Source organism: Anaeromyxobacter sp. Fw109-5 (assembly GCF_000017505.1).
Taxonomy (GTDB): Bacteria; Myxococcota; Myxococcia; order Myxococcales; family Anaeromyxobacteraceae; genus Anaeromyxobacter.
Window position 1 is genome coordinate 4,952,537 of record NC_009675.1, and the last position, 15,391, is coordinate 4,967,927.

Sequence of the window (15,391 nt, forward strand, 5' to 3'; positions counted from 1 at the left end):
CTGACATTCGGCCGGTGGCCGCGACCGGCAGGTCGTCGTACGCTCCCCCCTTCGGAGGGAGCCGATCATGCCCGCATTTGAGTTCCTGAGCCCGCTCGATCAGCCGTTCGCGACAGCACGCGCTGCAGAATGGCTGAAGAATGCGCTCACATCGAAGAAGTACAACGAGTTCCTAGCCGCTGTCGCGTTCGCGAAAGAGGGCGCGCTGAAGCGGCTGCTTCCAGCACTCGATGCGTTCAGGAAGGGGGGAGGGAACGCCGAGATCGTCTTCGGTATCGATCAACAGGGCACGTCCCGGCAGGCGCTCGAGCTGGCCTTGACCTCGCTCGACGCATCGTACGTGTGGAATCACCCTAGCCCGTACATCACATTTCACCCCAAGGCATACCTGTTCAGCGGCCATGATGCGGCTCTGGCTATCATCGGGTCCTCTAACCTCACGGTGGGCGGCCTCGAGACGAACAGCGAGATGGTCGCCTCGATTGCCTTCGACTTGCCTAACGAGAACGCCGCGTGGACGAAGGCTCAGTCGTGGTGGAAGCCGCTCATCGGGCACGCAAATTGCGCAAAGCTCACCGCAGACTTGATAAAGGAACTTGATGCGCGAGGTTTGCTACTGGACGAGACTGCTCCTGGCTCGCATGGCTGCCCCCCTCCCAAGGGCGAAAAAGGCACAGCGACAGGCGCCCCCTACCCGTTCCCATTTACGAAGGTAGTTCCGCCCTCGAGCGCGCCGACGGCAGGCAAGGGGAAGTCTGCCGCGGCCGGCAGTGCCAAGCCGATTTCGGCGACCGCCAAGGCGTACCAGCCGTCCGCGCTGCTGATACAGATCATTCCGCACGAAAATGGCGAGATCTTTCTGAGCGTGACCGCCGTTAACCAGTATCCGGCATTCCTCGGGTGGCCATTCAAGGGGAAGACTACACCGAAGAAGAAGGGCAACAAGCCGTACCCGATGCTGCAGCCGGATCCAATCACAAATTGGCGCCTGTTCGATAAGTCAGGATCCGTGGCTCAGGCGCTCACCGGCTGGAATCTGAACACGATTTACTACGACAAGAAATCGGAGATCCGGATAACGGTTCCGCCCTCGCTCGCGGCAGCCATCCCCGAGTACTCGCTGCTTGAGATGCGGCGCGCCTCGCAGGGCTCCGGTGTCGACTTTTACTGTGACGTGTACCCCAATGGATCTCCTCAGTACGCGTCGATGATCGGCGCGTGTACGCAGACGCTGCCAAGTGGAGGCAAGCCGGTCGCTCGGAAGTACGGATGGATTTGAAAGCGAAGTAGGGCGCCGCCAGCTCACGTCCGCGTAGGCGCGAGGGCGCGCCTCACCGGTGCCGAGCCGCCTCAGGCCGGCTACCCGGCGCGAGAACGGGTCCGCGCCCTCTTCGGCTCGGCCACCGACAGCCAGAGCTCGATGGCGTCCTTCGCCATCCGCTTCGCCTCGGCGAGGTCGTCGCCTTCGGTGATGCAGCAGGGGAGCTCGGCGACCTCGACCGTGTAGCCGCCGGCCTCGAGGTCCGGCGTCAGGACCGCCTTGTACCCGCGTCCGCGCACTCGGATCGTCGCCGCGCGCGGCGCGCTGATCTCGCTCACGCCGCGCTCGAGGTGGCGAGCGACCTTCGCGACGCTGATGGCGAGCACGACCTGCCCCTCGCCGGTGGCCTCGATGAGCTTGGCCGGATCGTCGGTCAAGGCGAACACCTTCTTGCCCTGAGCCGTCAGCGCGAGCGTCGCGAGGGGCTGGTCCGCGTGGCTGCGCAGCCACTTCACGGCGCGCCGGATGGTCTGGACGCTCACGCCCGCCTCGCGGAGCTGCCGCACGACCCGGAGCGCCACCAGGTCCGCGAACGAGTAGACGCGCCGGGATCCGCGCCCGGCCGCCTGCCGCACGGACGATCGGACGAGCCCGGTCCGCGCCCAGTGATCGAGCTGACGGTAGCTGATGCCGGTGAGGGACAGGACCGCCCTGGCGCCGAAGCCGGTCGCAGACATAGACGCTGGATAACACGCGTGTAGTTCGGCTCAACGTCGTCACGGGTGACCCCGCGTCGCCAACGCCTGGAGGGCCGTGGCGGGGATGCGGACGACGTTCAGCACGCGCACGTGGACGAGCTCCCCGCGCGCGCAGAGCTTGTAGACGGTCGCCGTCGAGACCCGCAGGCGCCGGGCCACCTCCCGGACGGTCAGGAACTTCTCGGACCCGGCGTCGCGTCCGGCTTCGGGTAGCAAGGGGGTAGCAAAATCTCCGCGAACGGCCCCGACCGGCTGGGACCGCTGGACTCCGGCGTCCGTCTCAACTCCAGTAGTTGCAAGAGGTTGCGAACCTCCGTGAACGCCTGGACTGCGCGTGAACCCGTTTCCCAAGCTGAGGGTCGCCGGTTCGAACCCGGTTTCCCGCTCCAATTCTCGAGGCCGGAATTCGGTGGCTTGGTCGCCCCGGGTTCCGGCCTTCGTCTTTCCGGGGATCACATCGGAGGCCGTCGAGATCCGCACGGAAGCCCGCTGCTACTCTTCCCCGGTGGAGCATCGTCCGAAGGGCCTCGCGCCGATCGACCCGCTCTCCGTTCCCCTGCCACACGGAACGGAGGTGACGACGCGCGTGGAGCGCCTCGCCGGCGAGCGCCGCGTTCCCCAGGGCGTCGTCGGCCGAGTCATTGCGATACGAGACGACGGCTTCGACGTCCTCATCACCGGGATCGGAACGCTGCGGTACGCGCGGGACGAACTCGTTCCTCGCCGGCCTGGCCAGGTCCGGTTCGCAGAGCAGCGTGCGGCGGACTGGGAGAGGCTCCGGCCCTGCGTCGTCCTCGAAGCCACGGTCGGATCTCGTGCGTGGGGCCTCGCGGACGAGGGGTCGGACACCGACCTTCGTGGCGCGTTCGTGCTGCCGTTCCCGCGGACGGCCGGTCTCGTCGATCCGCCGCACACGCTGACCAGCGCCGACGGCGCGACGCGTTCGTCTCCGCCGACCTCTTCGGCAGCTTCGGGCGGCATGCGGTCAGCCAACTCGGGAAGCTAGCGCGTTCGGCGCGCCTCGCGGAGCACCGCGACCTCGTCCTCGACTGGCTCCGGGAAGAGCCCCCGCCCGACCTGGACGCCGTCGCGGCGAGGCTCGCGCAGATCTCGCCGCGTCCCGCGCCGACGAAGGCAGCCGCGATCCTCGCGGCGAAGGAGTACGTGAAGCAGCTCTATCGGTCGCTTCACGATCTGGGCGTCGTCGAGGCGAACGACTTCGCGTCGCTCGTCCGGTACGCGCGCGACGGCGGAAAGCAGCCCGAGCCGGCGCGCGAGCTCCGACCGAAGAACGCATACAACCTGCTACGCCTCATCCACGTCGCGACGGGGTGGCTGCGAACCGGCGCACCGGAGCTCGAGATGCAGGGCGCCGTCCGCGATCGGCTCCTGGCGGTGAAGCGGGGCGAGGTCGGCCTCGATGCCATGCTCACCGAAGCCGAGGCGCTCGTCCCCGCTCTCGAGGCCGCGCGCGACGCGACCCGCCCGCGCCGCCCCGACCTCGACCGGGCCGACGCGCTGTTCCGGCGCGTCGCCGAGGAGGTCGCCCGGCGATGGCTGGAGCGCGTTCCGGGACCGTTCGGCGCCGACGCTCCGCCCGCACCGGCCGTTCGGGAGGTCAGCTCGTGATCGACAGGGTGCTCGACTCGAAACAGCGCGCGGCCGCCGGGCGGCTCCTCGACCAGGAGTCCGCGGTGCGTCGGAACGTGGTGGTGTCCCTGTCCGGCGCGCACGCGTACGGATTCCCGTCCCCGGACTCCGACCTCGACCTGAAGGCGATCCACGTCGCGCCCACCGAGAGGCTCCTCGGGCTGTCGCCGCCGCCCCAGAGCGCGCCCGACCGGATCGAGCTCCTCGACGGCGTCGAGGTCGACTATTCGTCCAACGAGATCCAGCCCGACCTCGTCGGCATCCTCCAGGGCAACGGAAACTTTATCGAACAAGTCCTGTCGCGATTCGTCCTGCGGTCGTCACCCGAGCACGACTCGGTCCGCGAGGTCGTGAAGAGGAGCCTCTCGCGCCGCCTTCACCGGCCCTACCGCGGCTTCGCGACGGGCCAGCTCCGAGAATGGGAGAAGGACGGATTCCGCTCCGCGAAGAAGCTCCTGTACGTGCTGCGAACGACGCTCACCGGGACACACGCGCTCCTGACGCGCGAGATCGAGACGGACGTCATCCTCCTGCTCGACGCCCACGGGTTTGGAGCAGCCCGCGAGTTGGTGGAAGCGAAGCGTCGCCGCGAGAAGTCGGAGCTGGCTTCCGAAGTCGCCGAGCGCTGGAAGGGAACCGTCGGCCGAACTTTCGACCTGCTCGACTCGGCGCTCGAGCGGTCCGAGCTACCGGAGGAGGCAACGCTGCAGAGGTGAACGCATGGCTTGTGACGCTCCGTCGGGCAACCTTGGTCGGTTAAGGCGGTGACGTTTTCGGGCCGAAAACGCCTGAAAACGTGCGGCTGTCGGTCACCCACGGTATCGTCTGGCTCGGCCGCCCGGTAGCGGGCTCGGGGACCTCGGGACGTGGCGACAGCTGAACAGCTTAAGGCGCTCGTGCGGAGCTTTGGCGAAGGCGATCAGGCGACCTTCCTTGCGGTCGCCATGCAGGTCGCTGCCTACGCCGCGCGCCAGGGCCACGGCAAGCTTGCCGAGGAACTCCGCGCCGCGATCGACGAGGTCAAGGCTCGAGGCGCCGTCGTTCCCCGCAGGCACGAGCCCCCCACCCCCCTCGTCCAGCCACGCGGCGAACTCGCCGGCATTCTCTCCGTCGCGTATCCGAAGACGCGGCTGAGCGAGATGGTCCTCGACACGTCCGTTCGCCGGAAGCTCGACCGCGTCCTGAAGGAGCATCGGCAGTCGTCGAAGCTCCAGGCGCATGGCCTCGCACCGCGGCACCGCCTCCTCCTCGTCGGTCCGCCGGGAAGCGGGAAGACGATGACGGCCGCGGCGCTCGCCGGCGAGATGAGCCTCCCGCTGTTCACTATCCAGCTGGACGGCGTGATCACGAAGTTCATGGGCGAGACGGCCGCCAAGCTCCGGCTCGTGTTCGACGCGATTCGCACCACGCGCGGCGTGTACCTGTTCGACGAATTCGACGCGATCGGCGGTCGCCGGACGGCATCGAACGACGTTGGCGAGATCCGGCGCGTGCTCAACTCGTTCCTGCTGTTCCTCGAGCAGGAGCGGTCCGACAGCCTCGTCGTAGCGGCGACGAACCACCCCGACCTCTTGGACCGAGCGCTATTCAGACGGTTCGACGACGTCGTCGAGTACGGAGCGCCCGAGGGCGCTGCGATCGACCGCGCCATTCGCGCGAAGCTCGGCGCATTCAACATCTCCGGCCTGAGCTGGCCTCGCGTTCGCACCGCAGCACGAGGGCTCAGCTATGCCGAGATCGCGAAGGCGTGCGAGGACGCGTTGAAGGAAACGGTCCTGGCCGACGGCCGAAACGTCTCCACGCAGTCGCTCGTTGAAGCGTTTCGCGAACGACGCAGAACCCGACGAAAGTAGGTCCGTCGGCCGAGAAGGGCCGTGGCCAAACCGAGAATTCGCCGACATCTCTTCGTCCGAGACGCTCCGAACACGGAGCGTTTCACGTCTGTGCACGCAGGTGGCGGGAAGCCGCGGGTCAAGGCACAGGATCGCGGCGCTCACGCGCGCGATCTGGAGGCGGAGCTCGATACCGCCGCTGCTGCGGCGGAAGACGCCGACCGACCGGTCAGGATCGACTTTCATAGCGAACCCGGCTTCGAGCTTGCCCTCGCGAGCCTCGACTCGACGCGGCCTGGCGCGTACGAGCTGCTGGCCGTTCGGCACGATGGTGACGTGACAATCGCGACGGTCCTGGTCGAACGAAAGAGCATCAAGCACTTCCGAAAGGCGATTGAGGAATACGCGGCGAAGGACACGCGGAAGGGCCTACCGGCGCACGAGCGGCTGATCGCGAACATCTCGGCGATTCACCGCGCATCCGTGCGGTCCATCTGGACGGATGAAGGCGCGCCGTTCCCAGCTAACGGGGAGGCGATGTGGTGGGAAGCGTGGCTCCGCCGACGTGAGGGAGCGATCGCCGGTTTCAGGGCTCGCGCCGTCGAGCAGGGACTGCGGCCCGGTCCTCGAACGCTGGCCTTCATCGACCGGCTCGTCACCACCGTGTACGGCACGGTCGAGCAGATGGGAGCTCTGTTCGAGGAGGACGACGCCCTCGCGGAGCTCAGACGCGCGAAGGAACTCTCAACGGAGTTCTTAAGCCTCACGCCCCGGGAACAAGCTGAGTGGGCGCGAGATCTTCGGCGCAGGGTGGTCCCCCCAGGACCCGATGCGCCTTCCGTGTGCCTCCTCGATACGGGCGTCAATCGGGGGCACATCCTCTTGGAGCCGCTCCTCGATGCGAGGTCCACGCTGTCCTGCGACGAACAATGGGGCGCGAACGACCACAATGGCCACGGGACGGAGATGGCGGGCCTGGCCGGGTTCGGAGACCTCGCACCGCTTCTGATGTCTGGCAGCCTCGTTCCAATCCGTCACCGGCTCGAGAGCGTGAAGATCCTTCCTCCCGCCGGGAACAACGAACGCGAAGTCTACGGCGCCCTCACTCAGGAGGCAGTGGCACGCGCAGAGGCTGCGAATCCGGACCGCGCTCGCGCCGTATGCCTCACGGTGACGACCAGGGACGGCCGCGACCAAGGAAAGCCGTCTTCCTGGTCCGCCGCGATCGATCAGTTCGCCGCGGGGGCGCTCGATGATCAGCGACGCCTGTTCTGTGTTTCGGCGGGGAACGCGGACGTCGACGACGCGATGAACTACCCGACGAGCAACGAAACCGACTCGATTCACGACCCTGGGCAGTCGTGGAACGCCATCACAGTGGGCGCGCTCGCGGACCGCGTCGATATTACAGAGCCCGAATTCCACGGCTGGTCCGCGGTGGCGCCAGCCGGTGATCTCGGACCCTGCAGCACGACCTCGTCCACGTGGCCCGGGCAGAGGCGGTGGCCGATCAAGCCCGAAATCCTGATGCCGGGCGGCAACATCGCAATCAACCCGGACCGGACCGTCGTGGATGCGACGGACAGCCTGTCGCTCCTGACGACGCACTGGATGCCCATCGAGCGGCAGTTCACGACCTCTGGCGACACGAGCGCGGCCGCTGCCTTGGCGGCGCGCTTGGCTGCGCGTATCCAAGCGGACTACCGTCAGCTCTGGCCCGAGACGGTTCGGGGCCTGATCGTCCACGCCGCCGAGTGGACCGAGGCGATGCGAAGGCGATTCCCCGCCAAGAACGACGTCGAGAAGCGGCTCAGGTTCTACGGGTTCGGTGTCCCCGACGAAGCTGCCGCGGTTCGAAGCGCGGACGATGCGCTGACGCTCATCGCCCAGAACACGATTCAGCCATTCATAAAGGAGAAGAAGGGCAAGAGCACACGGTTCGTCACCGCGGATATGCACGTTCATCGGCTGCCATGGCCGACGGACGTTCTCACCGAGCTCGGAGAGAGGGACGTGGACCTCCGTGTGACGCTCTCGTATTTCATCGAGCCAAGCCCGGGTGAGCGGGGATGGAAACAGAGGCACCGGTACGCGTCGCACGGCCTCCGGTTCGAGCTTAAGACCGCCACCGAGACATTCGAGCAGTTCCGAACCCGTATCAACCGTGCGGCGCGCGCCGAGGATGAGAAACCTACGAGCAAGGGCGACCAACGGGGGTGGACGCTTGGCCCCGATCTGCGCACCGCCGGATCGATTCACTCCGACACATGGACCGGCCCGGCGATCGACCTCGCGCGCCGCAGTGCGATCGCCATCTACCCCGCGATCGGTTGGTGGCGGGAGCGGCACCATCTAGGTCGATGGAACCAGAAGACGAGGTACTCCCTCGTGGTGTCGATCCGGACACCAGGGATCGAGACCGACATCTACACCCCGGTTGCGATCCAACTCGGCATCCCCGTCCCGACCGAGATCGCGTGACACGTCCTCCCCGTCGGTCGCGCTCGACCGGCGTGAAGAAGCGACCGTAACGATCGTCAGGAGGGGAAATGCCTCAAGAACGATTCGCCCGTCGTCATCCGCGAACGGTGCTCCTCGTCGCGCTTAGCCTCTGGGGCGGAGTTCCAGCGCAGGCGTAGGACCGGCCCGGTCCCGGCACGCCGAAATCTATCGCACTGCGATTCGCGTGGCCCGCGACGCTTGAGGCGGACGTCGATACGGCGGCACTAGATTCGACTCGGACCGACCCGCGACGACGGGCTTGGTCGCTTGGAGGAGCGCCAGTCCACTGATAGCTTCCGGCCCCTCCGCTCCAGCTGCGCAGCGCGATTCGGATCTCGTCGTTTGTGGTTGTCGTCGTCAAGCGCCCGCGAAGCGGGCGCGGAGTCGAGGGCGCCGCTGGCCGCGTAGCCGGCACGGCCTCGTCGAACGAGAGCGGTCCACCTCGGCCGCAGCGAGCGCGTCACGCCAGTGCTCCAGGCAGGCGCCCAGGCTGTGTTTGGCAGAAGTTGTTGCGACGAGGACCGGTTGCGACCGCGGCCTCCGGTCCACTACGACGAGGACATGCTCGCCTACCTCTTCTGGCACTGGCCGGCGCCCACGGTCGACGCCGCGCGCTACGCGGAGGCGCTCGTCGCGTTCCACCGCGCCCTCGCGTCCAGCGCTCCTCCCGGCCTGCGCGCGTCGCGCGTCTTCGAGGTGGAGGCCGCGCCGTGGCTGGCGATCCCGCGCGCGTTCGAGGACTGGTACCTCGTGGACGACTTCGCCGCGCTCGGCGCGCTCAACGACGCTGCCGTCTCCGGCGCCCGCCGCGACCCGCACGACGCGGCCGCCCGGCTGGCGGGCGGAGGCCACGGCGGCGTCTACCGCCTGGTCGCTCCAGGCCTCGGGAGCGCCGCCCTCGATCGCACCACGTGGTGCTCGAAGCCCGACGGCGTTCCGTACGCCGAGTTCCTCACGAGGCTTCCTGCCGGCGAGACCTGGCAGCGGCAGCTGGTGCTCGGGCCGGCCCCCGAGTTCTGCGTCGTCGGCGTGGACGCGGCCGCGGCGCTCGGCGGTGTGGCGGTCCCGGCCCGCCGCATCCACGCCTCACCTTGAGGCCGGCGCGGCCGGACCACGGGCGCACCCGACCCAGGGCGCACCCGACCCAGAGTAATCGTCTCCAATTCATGACGCGCGGAGGGGCAGGAGCGAACTCAGGGGTCTCGTCATCTTCCGTCATGACGCGCGAAGCGCCCGCTCCGCGCGCGTCAACGGATCGGCGCGTCGCTTCGTGATCGCCCGCCTCGGCGCTCCGCAGCAGGGTGCACCCTGCTCGCGAGACATCGAAGCAGATCTCGGCGAGCATCGCGGGATGCACGCGACCCTCCTCACTGCCGCCCTGCTCCTCTCCGTCCCCTCGCGGGCCGGGGACGCCGATCCCCGCTCGCTCGTCGGACGGCCGCTCCCCGAGGCCGCGCGCGGCGACTTCGCTGCGTGGAAGCTCCAGGACACCTGGTTGGTCGACGAGCCCGGGGCAGCCAAGGGGTACGGGTGGGTGATCTGGACGCGCCGTGGCGAGGCGGCCGTGTTCCTCAGGAAGGGAGCCAGGGTGGCGGACGCGCTGCGGGTCTCGGTGCCGCGCGGCCACGCGATCGGGTTCGCCTGCACCCCCGCCGGCTCGGCCGGCCCTGACCCGGACGTCGTCGCGCTGGTCGACGATCCGCCGGTGCCCCAGGGAGCGCGCTGCGTGTTCTCGAGCCCCCGCAAGGCATGGCGGCTCGACCGCAGCCGCGGCCGCATCGAGCCCGTCACGCCGGCCGGGATGCGGTGCCAGCGATCCTGCCCCTGGGACTGAGAGGCGGATCACTCCCGCGACAGCTCGCGCGCGAGCGCGCCCCGCATGCCCTGCGCCGCGCGCTCCATCGCCTCGGGGCCGCGCTCCAGGTGGAACGGGCTCACCCGCGGGACCCCCAGGAGCGCGATGGCCTGCATGCGCGGGCGCTCGGGGATGCGGAGCGCGGGGCTGCCCCTCCGGCGCCACGGCGAGCGCGAGGTGAGGTGATGGTAGAGGACGCGCTCCCCGGCGACCGCGCCGGCGAGCCCGGGGCGGTCCAGGACGCCGCCGTCCAGGTACAGGCGCCTCCCGATCCGCACCGGGTGGAACAGGAGCGGCAGCGCGCAGGATGCGTGAAGCGCCGGAGCGAGCTCCCCGGCGTCGATGACGGAGGTGCGCCTCGCGAGGACGTCGAACGCCGACACGGCGAGCGGAACGCGGCACCGCTCGAACGTCCTCGCGGGAGCGAGCGCCTCGAGCCGCGCGCGGAACCGCGCTCCGCGCAGGAGCCCGAGCCCGGGGCGGAGATCCCAGAAGTGCTCGCGGCGCAGCGCCACGAGCTCCTCGCAGAGCCGGCGCGCCGGGACCCCGGCCGCCCAGAGCCCTCCCACGAGCGCGCCCGCGCTCGAGCCGAGCACGCGCGCGGGGAGCAGCCCCTCCTCCTCGAGGACCCGCACCACCCCCGCGTGCGCGTAGAACCCGAAGAACCCTGACGACAGCGCGAGGGTGAAGGGTCCCGAGGCGAGCCACTCCCGGAGCGTGGGCACGGCGGCAGCATGCCGTCGGGCGGCGCGGGGCGCAACGCCGGAGGCGGCGGCCCGCGGCTCCTCCGCCCGCGACGGCCGCGTCAGCGGGAGCCGCGCAGCACGAGGTCGCCTTCCGTCACGCGCCCGTGCAGCTCGACGAGCCGCACGTCCGTGAACCCAGCCGCCGAGGCCGCCGCGACGAGGGCCCCGTTCTCGTGGAACCGGAACCCGTGCCGGGTGACGCCGCCGAACTGGCGGAGCTTCGCCGCGCTCGAGAAGCCCAGGGTGAGGAGGCCGCCCGGCCTCAGCACGCGGTGCAGCTCGCAGAACGCCCGGGCGAGGTCGGGCCAGAAGTAGACCGTGTTGGTGGTCGCCACGACGTCGAAGCTCGCGTCCTCGAAAGGGAGCGCCTCGACGACCCCGATCTCGAGCCGAGGCTCCTCCGATCCGCGGAGTCGATCGCGTCGCGCGCGAAGCCACGCGACCGCCGCCTCGGACGGATCGACGCCGGCGAGGCTCCGGACGCCGCGGCGGTGCGCCAGCTCGAGCAAGGCCCCGCCGCCGAAGCCGACGTCGAGGAGCCGGCAACCCGCCGTGAGCTCCACGCCCTCCAGCGTCGCCTCGATGAGGTCGCGGTTCCCGCGGTTCAGCGCTCGGGTCATGACGGTGCGACCGAACCAGCCACGTGGCCTGGCCAGCTGCCCGGCGATGATGGCGGACACGGGATTCAGCAGCCGGTACAGAAGAGCTTCGCGCATCTACCCTCCTTAGATCGGGTCCAAGATGCGATCGCGAGTCTCGCACGCTGGGCCTCGATGTCGGAGCGCGCGACCAGGGCTCCCGGATCCGGGCGGGTGCGATCGCCACGCGGCGGGCCACTTTGCGGCCCCTCTCGCGCGAAGCGAGCACGTTCGGTGAGTGCCCCGGTCCGCGCGACCTGGAGGCGCGACCTCGCCCCGCAGCTGACCGCGATCAATCGCGCCGCCCTCCGGATGGCGCAGCCTGAACGGATCATGACGAGGTCCTCCGGGCGACGCTCGATCCCCGGCTGACCGGCGCGTGTGGCGTGAAAGCTCGGTGGTCCCTCGATTCGACATCCTGGAGGTCTCCAGATGGTCCTGTTCCTCGCAAGCGTGGCGGCGCTCGTCGTCGGCTACGCGATCTACGCCAAGGTCGTCGAGAAGGCGTTCGGCATCGAGCCGAGCCGGCCGACTCCGGCGGTGGCCATGGCGGACGGCGTCGACTACGTCGTCCTGCCGCAGTGGAAGATCTTCCTCATCCAGCTGCTCAACATCGCCGGGCTCGGGCCGATCTTCGGGCCCATCCTCGGCGCGCTGTACGGCCCGGCGGCCCTACTCTGGATCGTGATCGGCACCCTCTTCGCGGGCGCGGTGCACGACTACTTCTCGGGCATGCTCTCCGTCCGCAACCGCGGCATGAGCATCCCCGAGGTCGTCGGGCGCGAGCTCGGCGCCGGGCTCAAGCAGTTCATGCGGGGGTTCTCGATCCTGGTGCTGCTGCTCGTCGGCGTCGTCTTCGTGCTCGGCCCGGCGAAGCTGCTCACGACGCTCTCCGGTATGCCGACGCCGTACTGGGTCGCCCTCATCTTCGCGTACTACTTCCTCGCCACGATCCTGCCCATCGACCAGATCATCGGCCGCCTCTACCCCATCTTCGGCGCGGTGCTCCTGTTCATGGCCATCGGCCTCACGGCGGCGCTGTTCGCCCAGGGCTACGACGTGCTGCCGAACGTCACGCTCGAGAACCTGCACCCGACGAAGCTGCCGCTCTGGCCGCTCATGTTCATCACGATCGCGTGCGGAGCGATCAGCGGCTTCCACTCCACGCAGTCGCCGCTCATGGCGCGCTGCATCTCCAACGAGAAGCAGGGCCGCGCGGTGTTCTACGGCGCCATGGTCGGCGAGGGTATCGTCGCGCTGATCTGGGCGACGCTGGGGATGTCGTTCTACCAGAGCCCCGAGGCGCTCAACGCGGTCATCGCGAGCGGCGGCCCGGGCGCGGTCGTGAACGAGGTCTCCCTCACCCTGCTGGGCAAGTTCGGCGGCGCGCTCGCGATCATCGGCGTCGTGGTCCTGCCCATCACCTCGGGTGACACGGCGTTCCGCGCCGCCCGGCTCATCGTCGCCGACTTCCTGAAGTACCCGCAGAAGCTGAAGCTCGCTCGCCTCTACCTCGCGGTGCCGCTGTTCGCCGTCGGGTACCTGATCTCGCTCACGAAGTTCGACGTGCTGTGGCGCTACTTCGGCTGGGCGAACCAGACCCTCGCCACGCTCGTCCTCTGGACCGGCGCCGTGTACATGGTGAAGCGGCGGAAGGCGCACTGGATCGCGACGGTCCCGGCCGCGTTCATGACGACCGTCTCCGTCGCCTACCTGGCGAACGCCAAGATCGGGTTCAACCTGCCGATCCCGGTCGCGACCGGCGCCGGCGTCGCCGCGTCGATCGCCGCGCTGATCGCCTTCTTCGCGCTGTTCAGGCCGAGCCGGGTGCAGGCGCTGGCCGCCGAGCTCGAGGAGCTGGATCGGGCGGCCTGACGCGGGTCGCGCCCCGGCCTCGCCACCGGCGAGGCCATGGCGGCGGCCGGGGCCGCGCCGCGAGCGGGCGCGGGCCCCGGCCGATCCCTCCCTACGGCAGCGCGAGATCCGCGGTGGCGGTGGCGCCCGCCGGGACGGTGGCGCTCACGGATGCACTCGTCGTGAGCGTCTCGTTCCCGTCCCTGTCCACCGTCCGGCGGGTCGCGAGGACGTTGTACGCGCCGGCCGGTACGCTCGGGACGGAGTAGCTCTCGGAACCGCTCGCCACGGTGCCCGCGGCGGTGCGCACGATGAGCGTCGTGGGCGTGCCGCCCGCGTCGAGGCTCTGGCGCACCTGCACCTCGTCGGCCTGCGACTCGTTCGCGGTCGGCGAGATGGCGCCGGAGATCGTCCCCACCTCCGAGGTCACGTCGAACGCCGCGTCCCAGGCGACGACGGCGGACGCCTCGGAGACGGTGATCGCGCCGCTCGCACGCGGGAGATAGACCGCCGGCCCCACCACCGGCTGGCTGACGACGTGGTAGGTCCCGCCCGCGTCGAGCAGGTCGAGGACGTACGAGCCGTCCGCGCCGGTGATCGCGGCGCGCACGATCGTGGGCTCACCGGCCACCGACGTCTGGGCCGTGACGAGCACGCCGGCGAGGCCGGCGCCGCTCGCGCGATCGCTGAGCTTCCCGGCGATCGCCCCGGTCGCGAGGACGTCGACGCCGCGCACCGTGGGGCGCAGGATGTACTTCTCCGAGGCGCCGGTCTCGTGGACGAAGACCGAGCGGTGCGCGTCGAGGTCGACGAGCACGTCGCGGGTGGTGTTCGACTCCACCTCGAAGTTCACGGTGAGCTTCACGCCGGAGCGCTGGCCCGAGGGGACCGTGAGATCGTGGACGGTCCCGTCCGCGAGCGTGACCGTGTTCTGCGGGCCCAGCACGAGCCGCAGCTGGGTGTACTTCCCCGCGGGGATGGTCGCGCCGTCCACCAGCGTGGCGCTCACGCCGCCGGTGAGGGTGAGGAGGTCCACCTGGACGTTGGGCGTGCCGAGCACGATCCAGCCCCCGTCCCCGCCGCCGTCGCGGTGGATCTCCACCCGGCGGACGTCGAGGTGGAGCGCCTGGTAGTCGCCAGGCGCGTCGACCAGGCGGACTCGGACCTGGCCCTGCTCGTCACTCGAGCCGCAGGCGGAGAGCGCGCCCACGAGCGCGGCCGCGACACCGAGCTTCCAGAACTTTCGAGACGACGTCATCGGTCGTGTGCCTCCAGGTTGTGGGTGAGGGTGCGCGCGAACTGGCGCTCGCCCGCTCGAAGGTAGGAACAGGCGACGACGGGAAGAACCTCGTGTCCCTCTTGGGCGGGACAAGCTCCCGCGCGGGCCTGATCGGAGCACGCACCGACCCCCCGCCCGGCGGCCGAGCGGGCTTCTCGCCTCCCAGCGAGACTCTGCTCGTCGGCACGCTCCGCCCCGTGCGAGCGCGCCGTGCGCTCCCGCCGGAGTCAGCCCCGCGTGGCGGCTCTCGCCCCTCGAAACACGAGGTAGAGGCCCACCGCCTGGATGACGTGGTAGAGCGCGTTGTGGTCGAAGTACCGCGGGTGCAGCGCCACGCCCCCCTGCTGCACCGCCGCCGCCACGAAGGTGAGCCCCATCCCCCACGCGCCGGCGATCGCGCCTCGGACGCCTCGCCGAGCCACCCGCACGAAGGCGACGAGGAGGACGATCGCCGCCGGCAGGTAGAACGCGATCGCCACCAGGAACCGCCGGTCGACGCCGACCACCACCGCGGCGTACCCGGCGAACGCCACCGCCACCCCTGCCGTCACCGCGCGCGCGGTGCGCCGGCCGAGCACGAGCCGCGCCGCCGCCCCCCAGCCGGCCACCGCGGCGAGGCCGACCGCGAGGAGCGTCGCGGTCCAGACCATCCGTCCCGGCGTCGAGGCCTTGTCCGCCACGAAGCCGTGCTCGGCGGCGCCCAGCCCCGCCGCCGCGGACAGCACCGCGAAGAAGGCCGCGAACCATCTGCTCGCCGGGGCTCCAGCGTCGCGCACCAGCAGCATCGCGAGCACCGCGCACTCGATGGCGAGACCGAGGTCGGTGAGAGTGACGTCCGGCTCGAGCACGGTGCGACCTCCGGCCCCGTTCCGCCGGGCGCGCCGGGTCACCGTACCATCTCGGGCGCGGTTGACCTCACGTGTGCGAGCGGCGCGAGCGGCGTATCGAGACGCTCCCGAGGACGACCTGCGCCTGCTCCTCGACGGATCGTGAGTCACGTCGTCCGGCGGGCGGTA

Annotated in this window: 15 protein-coding genes; 9 read left to right on the forward strand and 6 right to left on the reverse strand. The window is 69.9% G+C overall.

Going from position 1 to position 15,391, the window contains the following annotated elements; genetic code table 11:
• The first annotated feature begins 67 nt into the window (after positions 1 to 67).
• Positions 68 to 1,279 carry a phospholipase D family protein gene (locus ANAE109_RS23815; protein ID WP_012099045.1) on the forward strand — a complete coding sequence of 404 codons (1,212 nt, stop codon included), beginning with the start codon at positions 68 to 70 and terminating at the stop codon, positions 1,277 to 1,279.
• 80 nt (positions 1,280 to 1,359) lie between these two features.
• Here the strand turns inward: ANAE109_RS23815 and ANAE109_RS23820 are convergent, their stop codons facing one another.
• Complete coding sequence (locus ANAE109_RS23820; protein WP_012099046.1) at positions 1,360 to 1,998, reverse strand: MerR family transcriptional regulator; 639 nt, start codon at positions 1,996 to 1,998, stop codon at positions 1,360 to 1,362.
• Between the two features lie 39 nt (positions 1,999 to 2,037).
• Positions 2,038 to 2,235 (reverse strand): helix-turn-helix domain-containing protein, encoded by a 198-nt coding sequence (locus ANAE109_RS25090; RefSeq protein WP_041448612.1) that lies wholly within the window; start codon positions 2,233 to 2,235, stop codon positions 2,038 to 2,040.
• A 118-nt stretch (positions 2,236 to 2,353) separates the two neighbouring features.
• On the opposite strand from ANAE109_RS25090, the gene ANAE109_RS26085 reads away from it, so the two are divergent.
• The 7 genes from ANAE109_RS26085 (at position 2,354) to ANAE109_RS25425 (ending at position 9,837) form a co-directional block, all read left to right on the forward strand.
• Positions 2,354 to 3,025 (forward strand): DNA polymerase beta superfamily protein, encoded by a 672-nt coding sequence (locus ANAE109_RS26085; RefSeq protein WP_304411961.1) that lies wholly within the window; start codon positions 2,354 to 2,356, stop codon positions 3,023 to 3,025.
• Between the two features lie 158 nt (positions 3,026 to 3,183).
• Positions 3,184 to 3,648 carry a hypothetical protein gene (locus tag ANAE109_RS26090; RefSeq protein WP_304411962.1) on the forward strand — a complete coding sequence of 155 codons (465 nt, stop codon included), beginning with the start codon at positions 3,184 to 3,186 and terminating at the stop codon, positions 3,646 to 3,648.
• The gene (locus ANAE109_RS21705) at positions 3,645 to 4,385 is read left to right on the forward strand and encodes a DNA polymerase beta superfamily protein (RefSeq protein ID WP_012099049.1); all 741 of its coding nucleotides are present in this window, start codon (positions 3,645 to 3,647) and stop codon (positions 4,383 to 4,385) included. The genes ANAE109_RS26090 and ANAE109_RS21705 overlap by 4 nt, the downstream gene beginning before the upstream one ends.
• A gap of 150 nt (positions 4,386 to 4,535) precedes the next feature.
• The gene (locus ANAE109_RS21710) at positions 4,536 to 5,522 is read left to right on the forward strand and encodes an AAA family ATPase (RefSeq protein ID WP_012099050.1); all 987 of its coding nucleotides are present in this window, start codon (positions 4,536 to 4,538) and stop codon (positions 5,520 to 5,522) included.
• A 21-nt stretch (positions 5,523 to 5,543) separates the two neighbouring features.
• Positions 5,544 to 7,982, forward strand: coding sequence for a S8 family peptidase (locus ANAE109_RS21715; protein WP_041448613.1), 2,439 nt, complete (start codon positions 5,544 to 5,546; stop codon positions 7,980 to 7,982).
• 546 nt (positions 7,983 to 8,528) lie between these two features.
• Positions 8,529 to 9,098 carry a hypothetical protein gene (locus ANAE109_RS21720; protein WP_012099052.1) on the forward strand — a complete coding sequence of 190 codons (570 nt, stop codon included), beginning with the start codon at positions 8,529 to 8,531 and terminating at the stop codon, positions 9,096 to 9,098.
• A gap of 256 nt (positions 9,099 to 9,354) precedes the next feature.
• Entirely contained in the window at positions 9,355 to 9,837 is a 483-nt protein-coding gene (locus tag ANAE109_RS25425; protein ID WP_012099053.1) for a hypothetical protein, read from the forward strand.
• An 8-nt stretch (positions 9,838 to 9,845) separates the two neighbouring features.
• Here the strand turns inward: ANAE109_RS25425 and ANAE109_RS21730 are convergent, their stop codons facing one another.
• Positions 9,846 to 10,583, reverse strand: coding sequence for a patatin-like phospholipase family protein (locus ANAE109_RS21730; RefSeq protein WP_012099054.1), 738 nt, complete (start codon positions 10,581 to 10,583; stop codon positions 9,846 to 9,848).
• 80 nt (positions 10,584 to 10,663) lie between these two features.
• Complete coding sequence (locus ANAE109_RS21735) at positions 10,664 to 11,320, reverse strand: class I SAM-dependent methyltransferase (protein ID WP_049768670.1); 657 nt, start codon at positions 11,318 to 11,320, stop codon at positions 10,664 to 10,666.
• A 354-nt stretch (positions 11,321 to 11,674) separates the two neighbouring features.
• On the opposite strand from ANAE109_RS21735, the gene ANAE109_RS21740 reads away from it, so the two are divergent.
• The gene (locus ANAE109_RS21740; RefSeq protein WP_012099056.1) at positions 11,675 to 13,117 is read left to right on the forward strand and encodes a carbon starvation protein A; all 1,443 of its coding nucleotides are present in this window, start codon (positions 11,675 to 11,677) and stop codon (positions 13,115 to 13,117) included.
• A 91-nt stretch (positions 13,118 to 13,208) separates the two neighbouring features.
• Here the strand turns inward: ANAE109_RS21740 and ANAE109_RS21745 are convergent, their stop codons facing one another.
• Positions 13,209 to 14,354 (reverse strand): DUF4382 domain-containing protein, encoded by a 1,146-nt coding sequence (locus ANAE109_RS21745; protein WP_012099057.1) that lies wholly within the window; start codon positions 14,352 to 14,354, stop codon positions 13,209 to 13,211.
• 248 nt (positions 14,355 to 14,602) lie between these two features.
• The gene (locus ANAE109_RS21750) at positions 14,603 to 15,265 is read right to left on the reverse strand and encodes a hypothetical protein (protein ID WP_041448614.1); all 663 of its coding nucleotides are present in this window, start codon (positions 15,263 to 15,265) and stop codon (positions 14,603 to 14,605) included.
• Positions 15,266 to 15,391 lie beyond the last annotated feature (126 nt).

Coding starts and splice junctions, on each gene's coding strand:
- ANAE109_RS23815 (WP_012099045.1), top strand. CDS start 68: ATGCCCGCATTTGAGTTCCTGAGCCCGCTCGATCAGCCGTTCGCGACA.
- ANAE109_RS23820 (WP_012099046.1), bottom strand. CDS start 1,998: ATGTCTGCGACCGGCTTCGGCGCCAGGGCGGTCCTGTCCCTCACCGGC.
- ANAE109_RS25425 (WP_012099053.1), top strand. CDS start 9,355: ATGCACGCGACCCTCCTCACTGCCGCCCTGCTCCTCTCCGTCCCCTCG.
- ANAE109_RS21735 (WP_049768670.1), bottom strand. CDS start 11,320: ATGCGCGAAGCTCTTCTGTACCGGCTGCTGAATCCCGTGTCCGCCATC.
- ANAE109_RS21740 (WP_012099056.1), top strand. CDS start 11,675: ATGGTCCTGTTCCTCGCAAGCGTGGCGGCGCTCGTCGTCGGCTACGCG.
- ANAE109_RS21745 (WP_012099057.1), bottom strand. CDS start 14,354: ATGACGTCGTCTCGAAAGTTCTGGAAGCTCGGTGTCGCGGCCGCGCTC.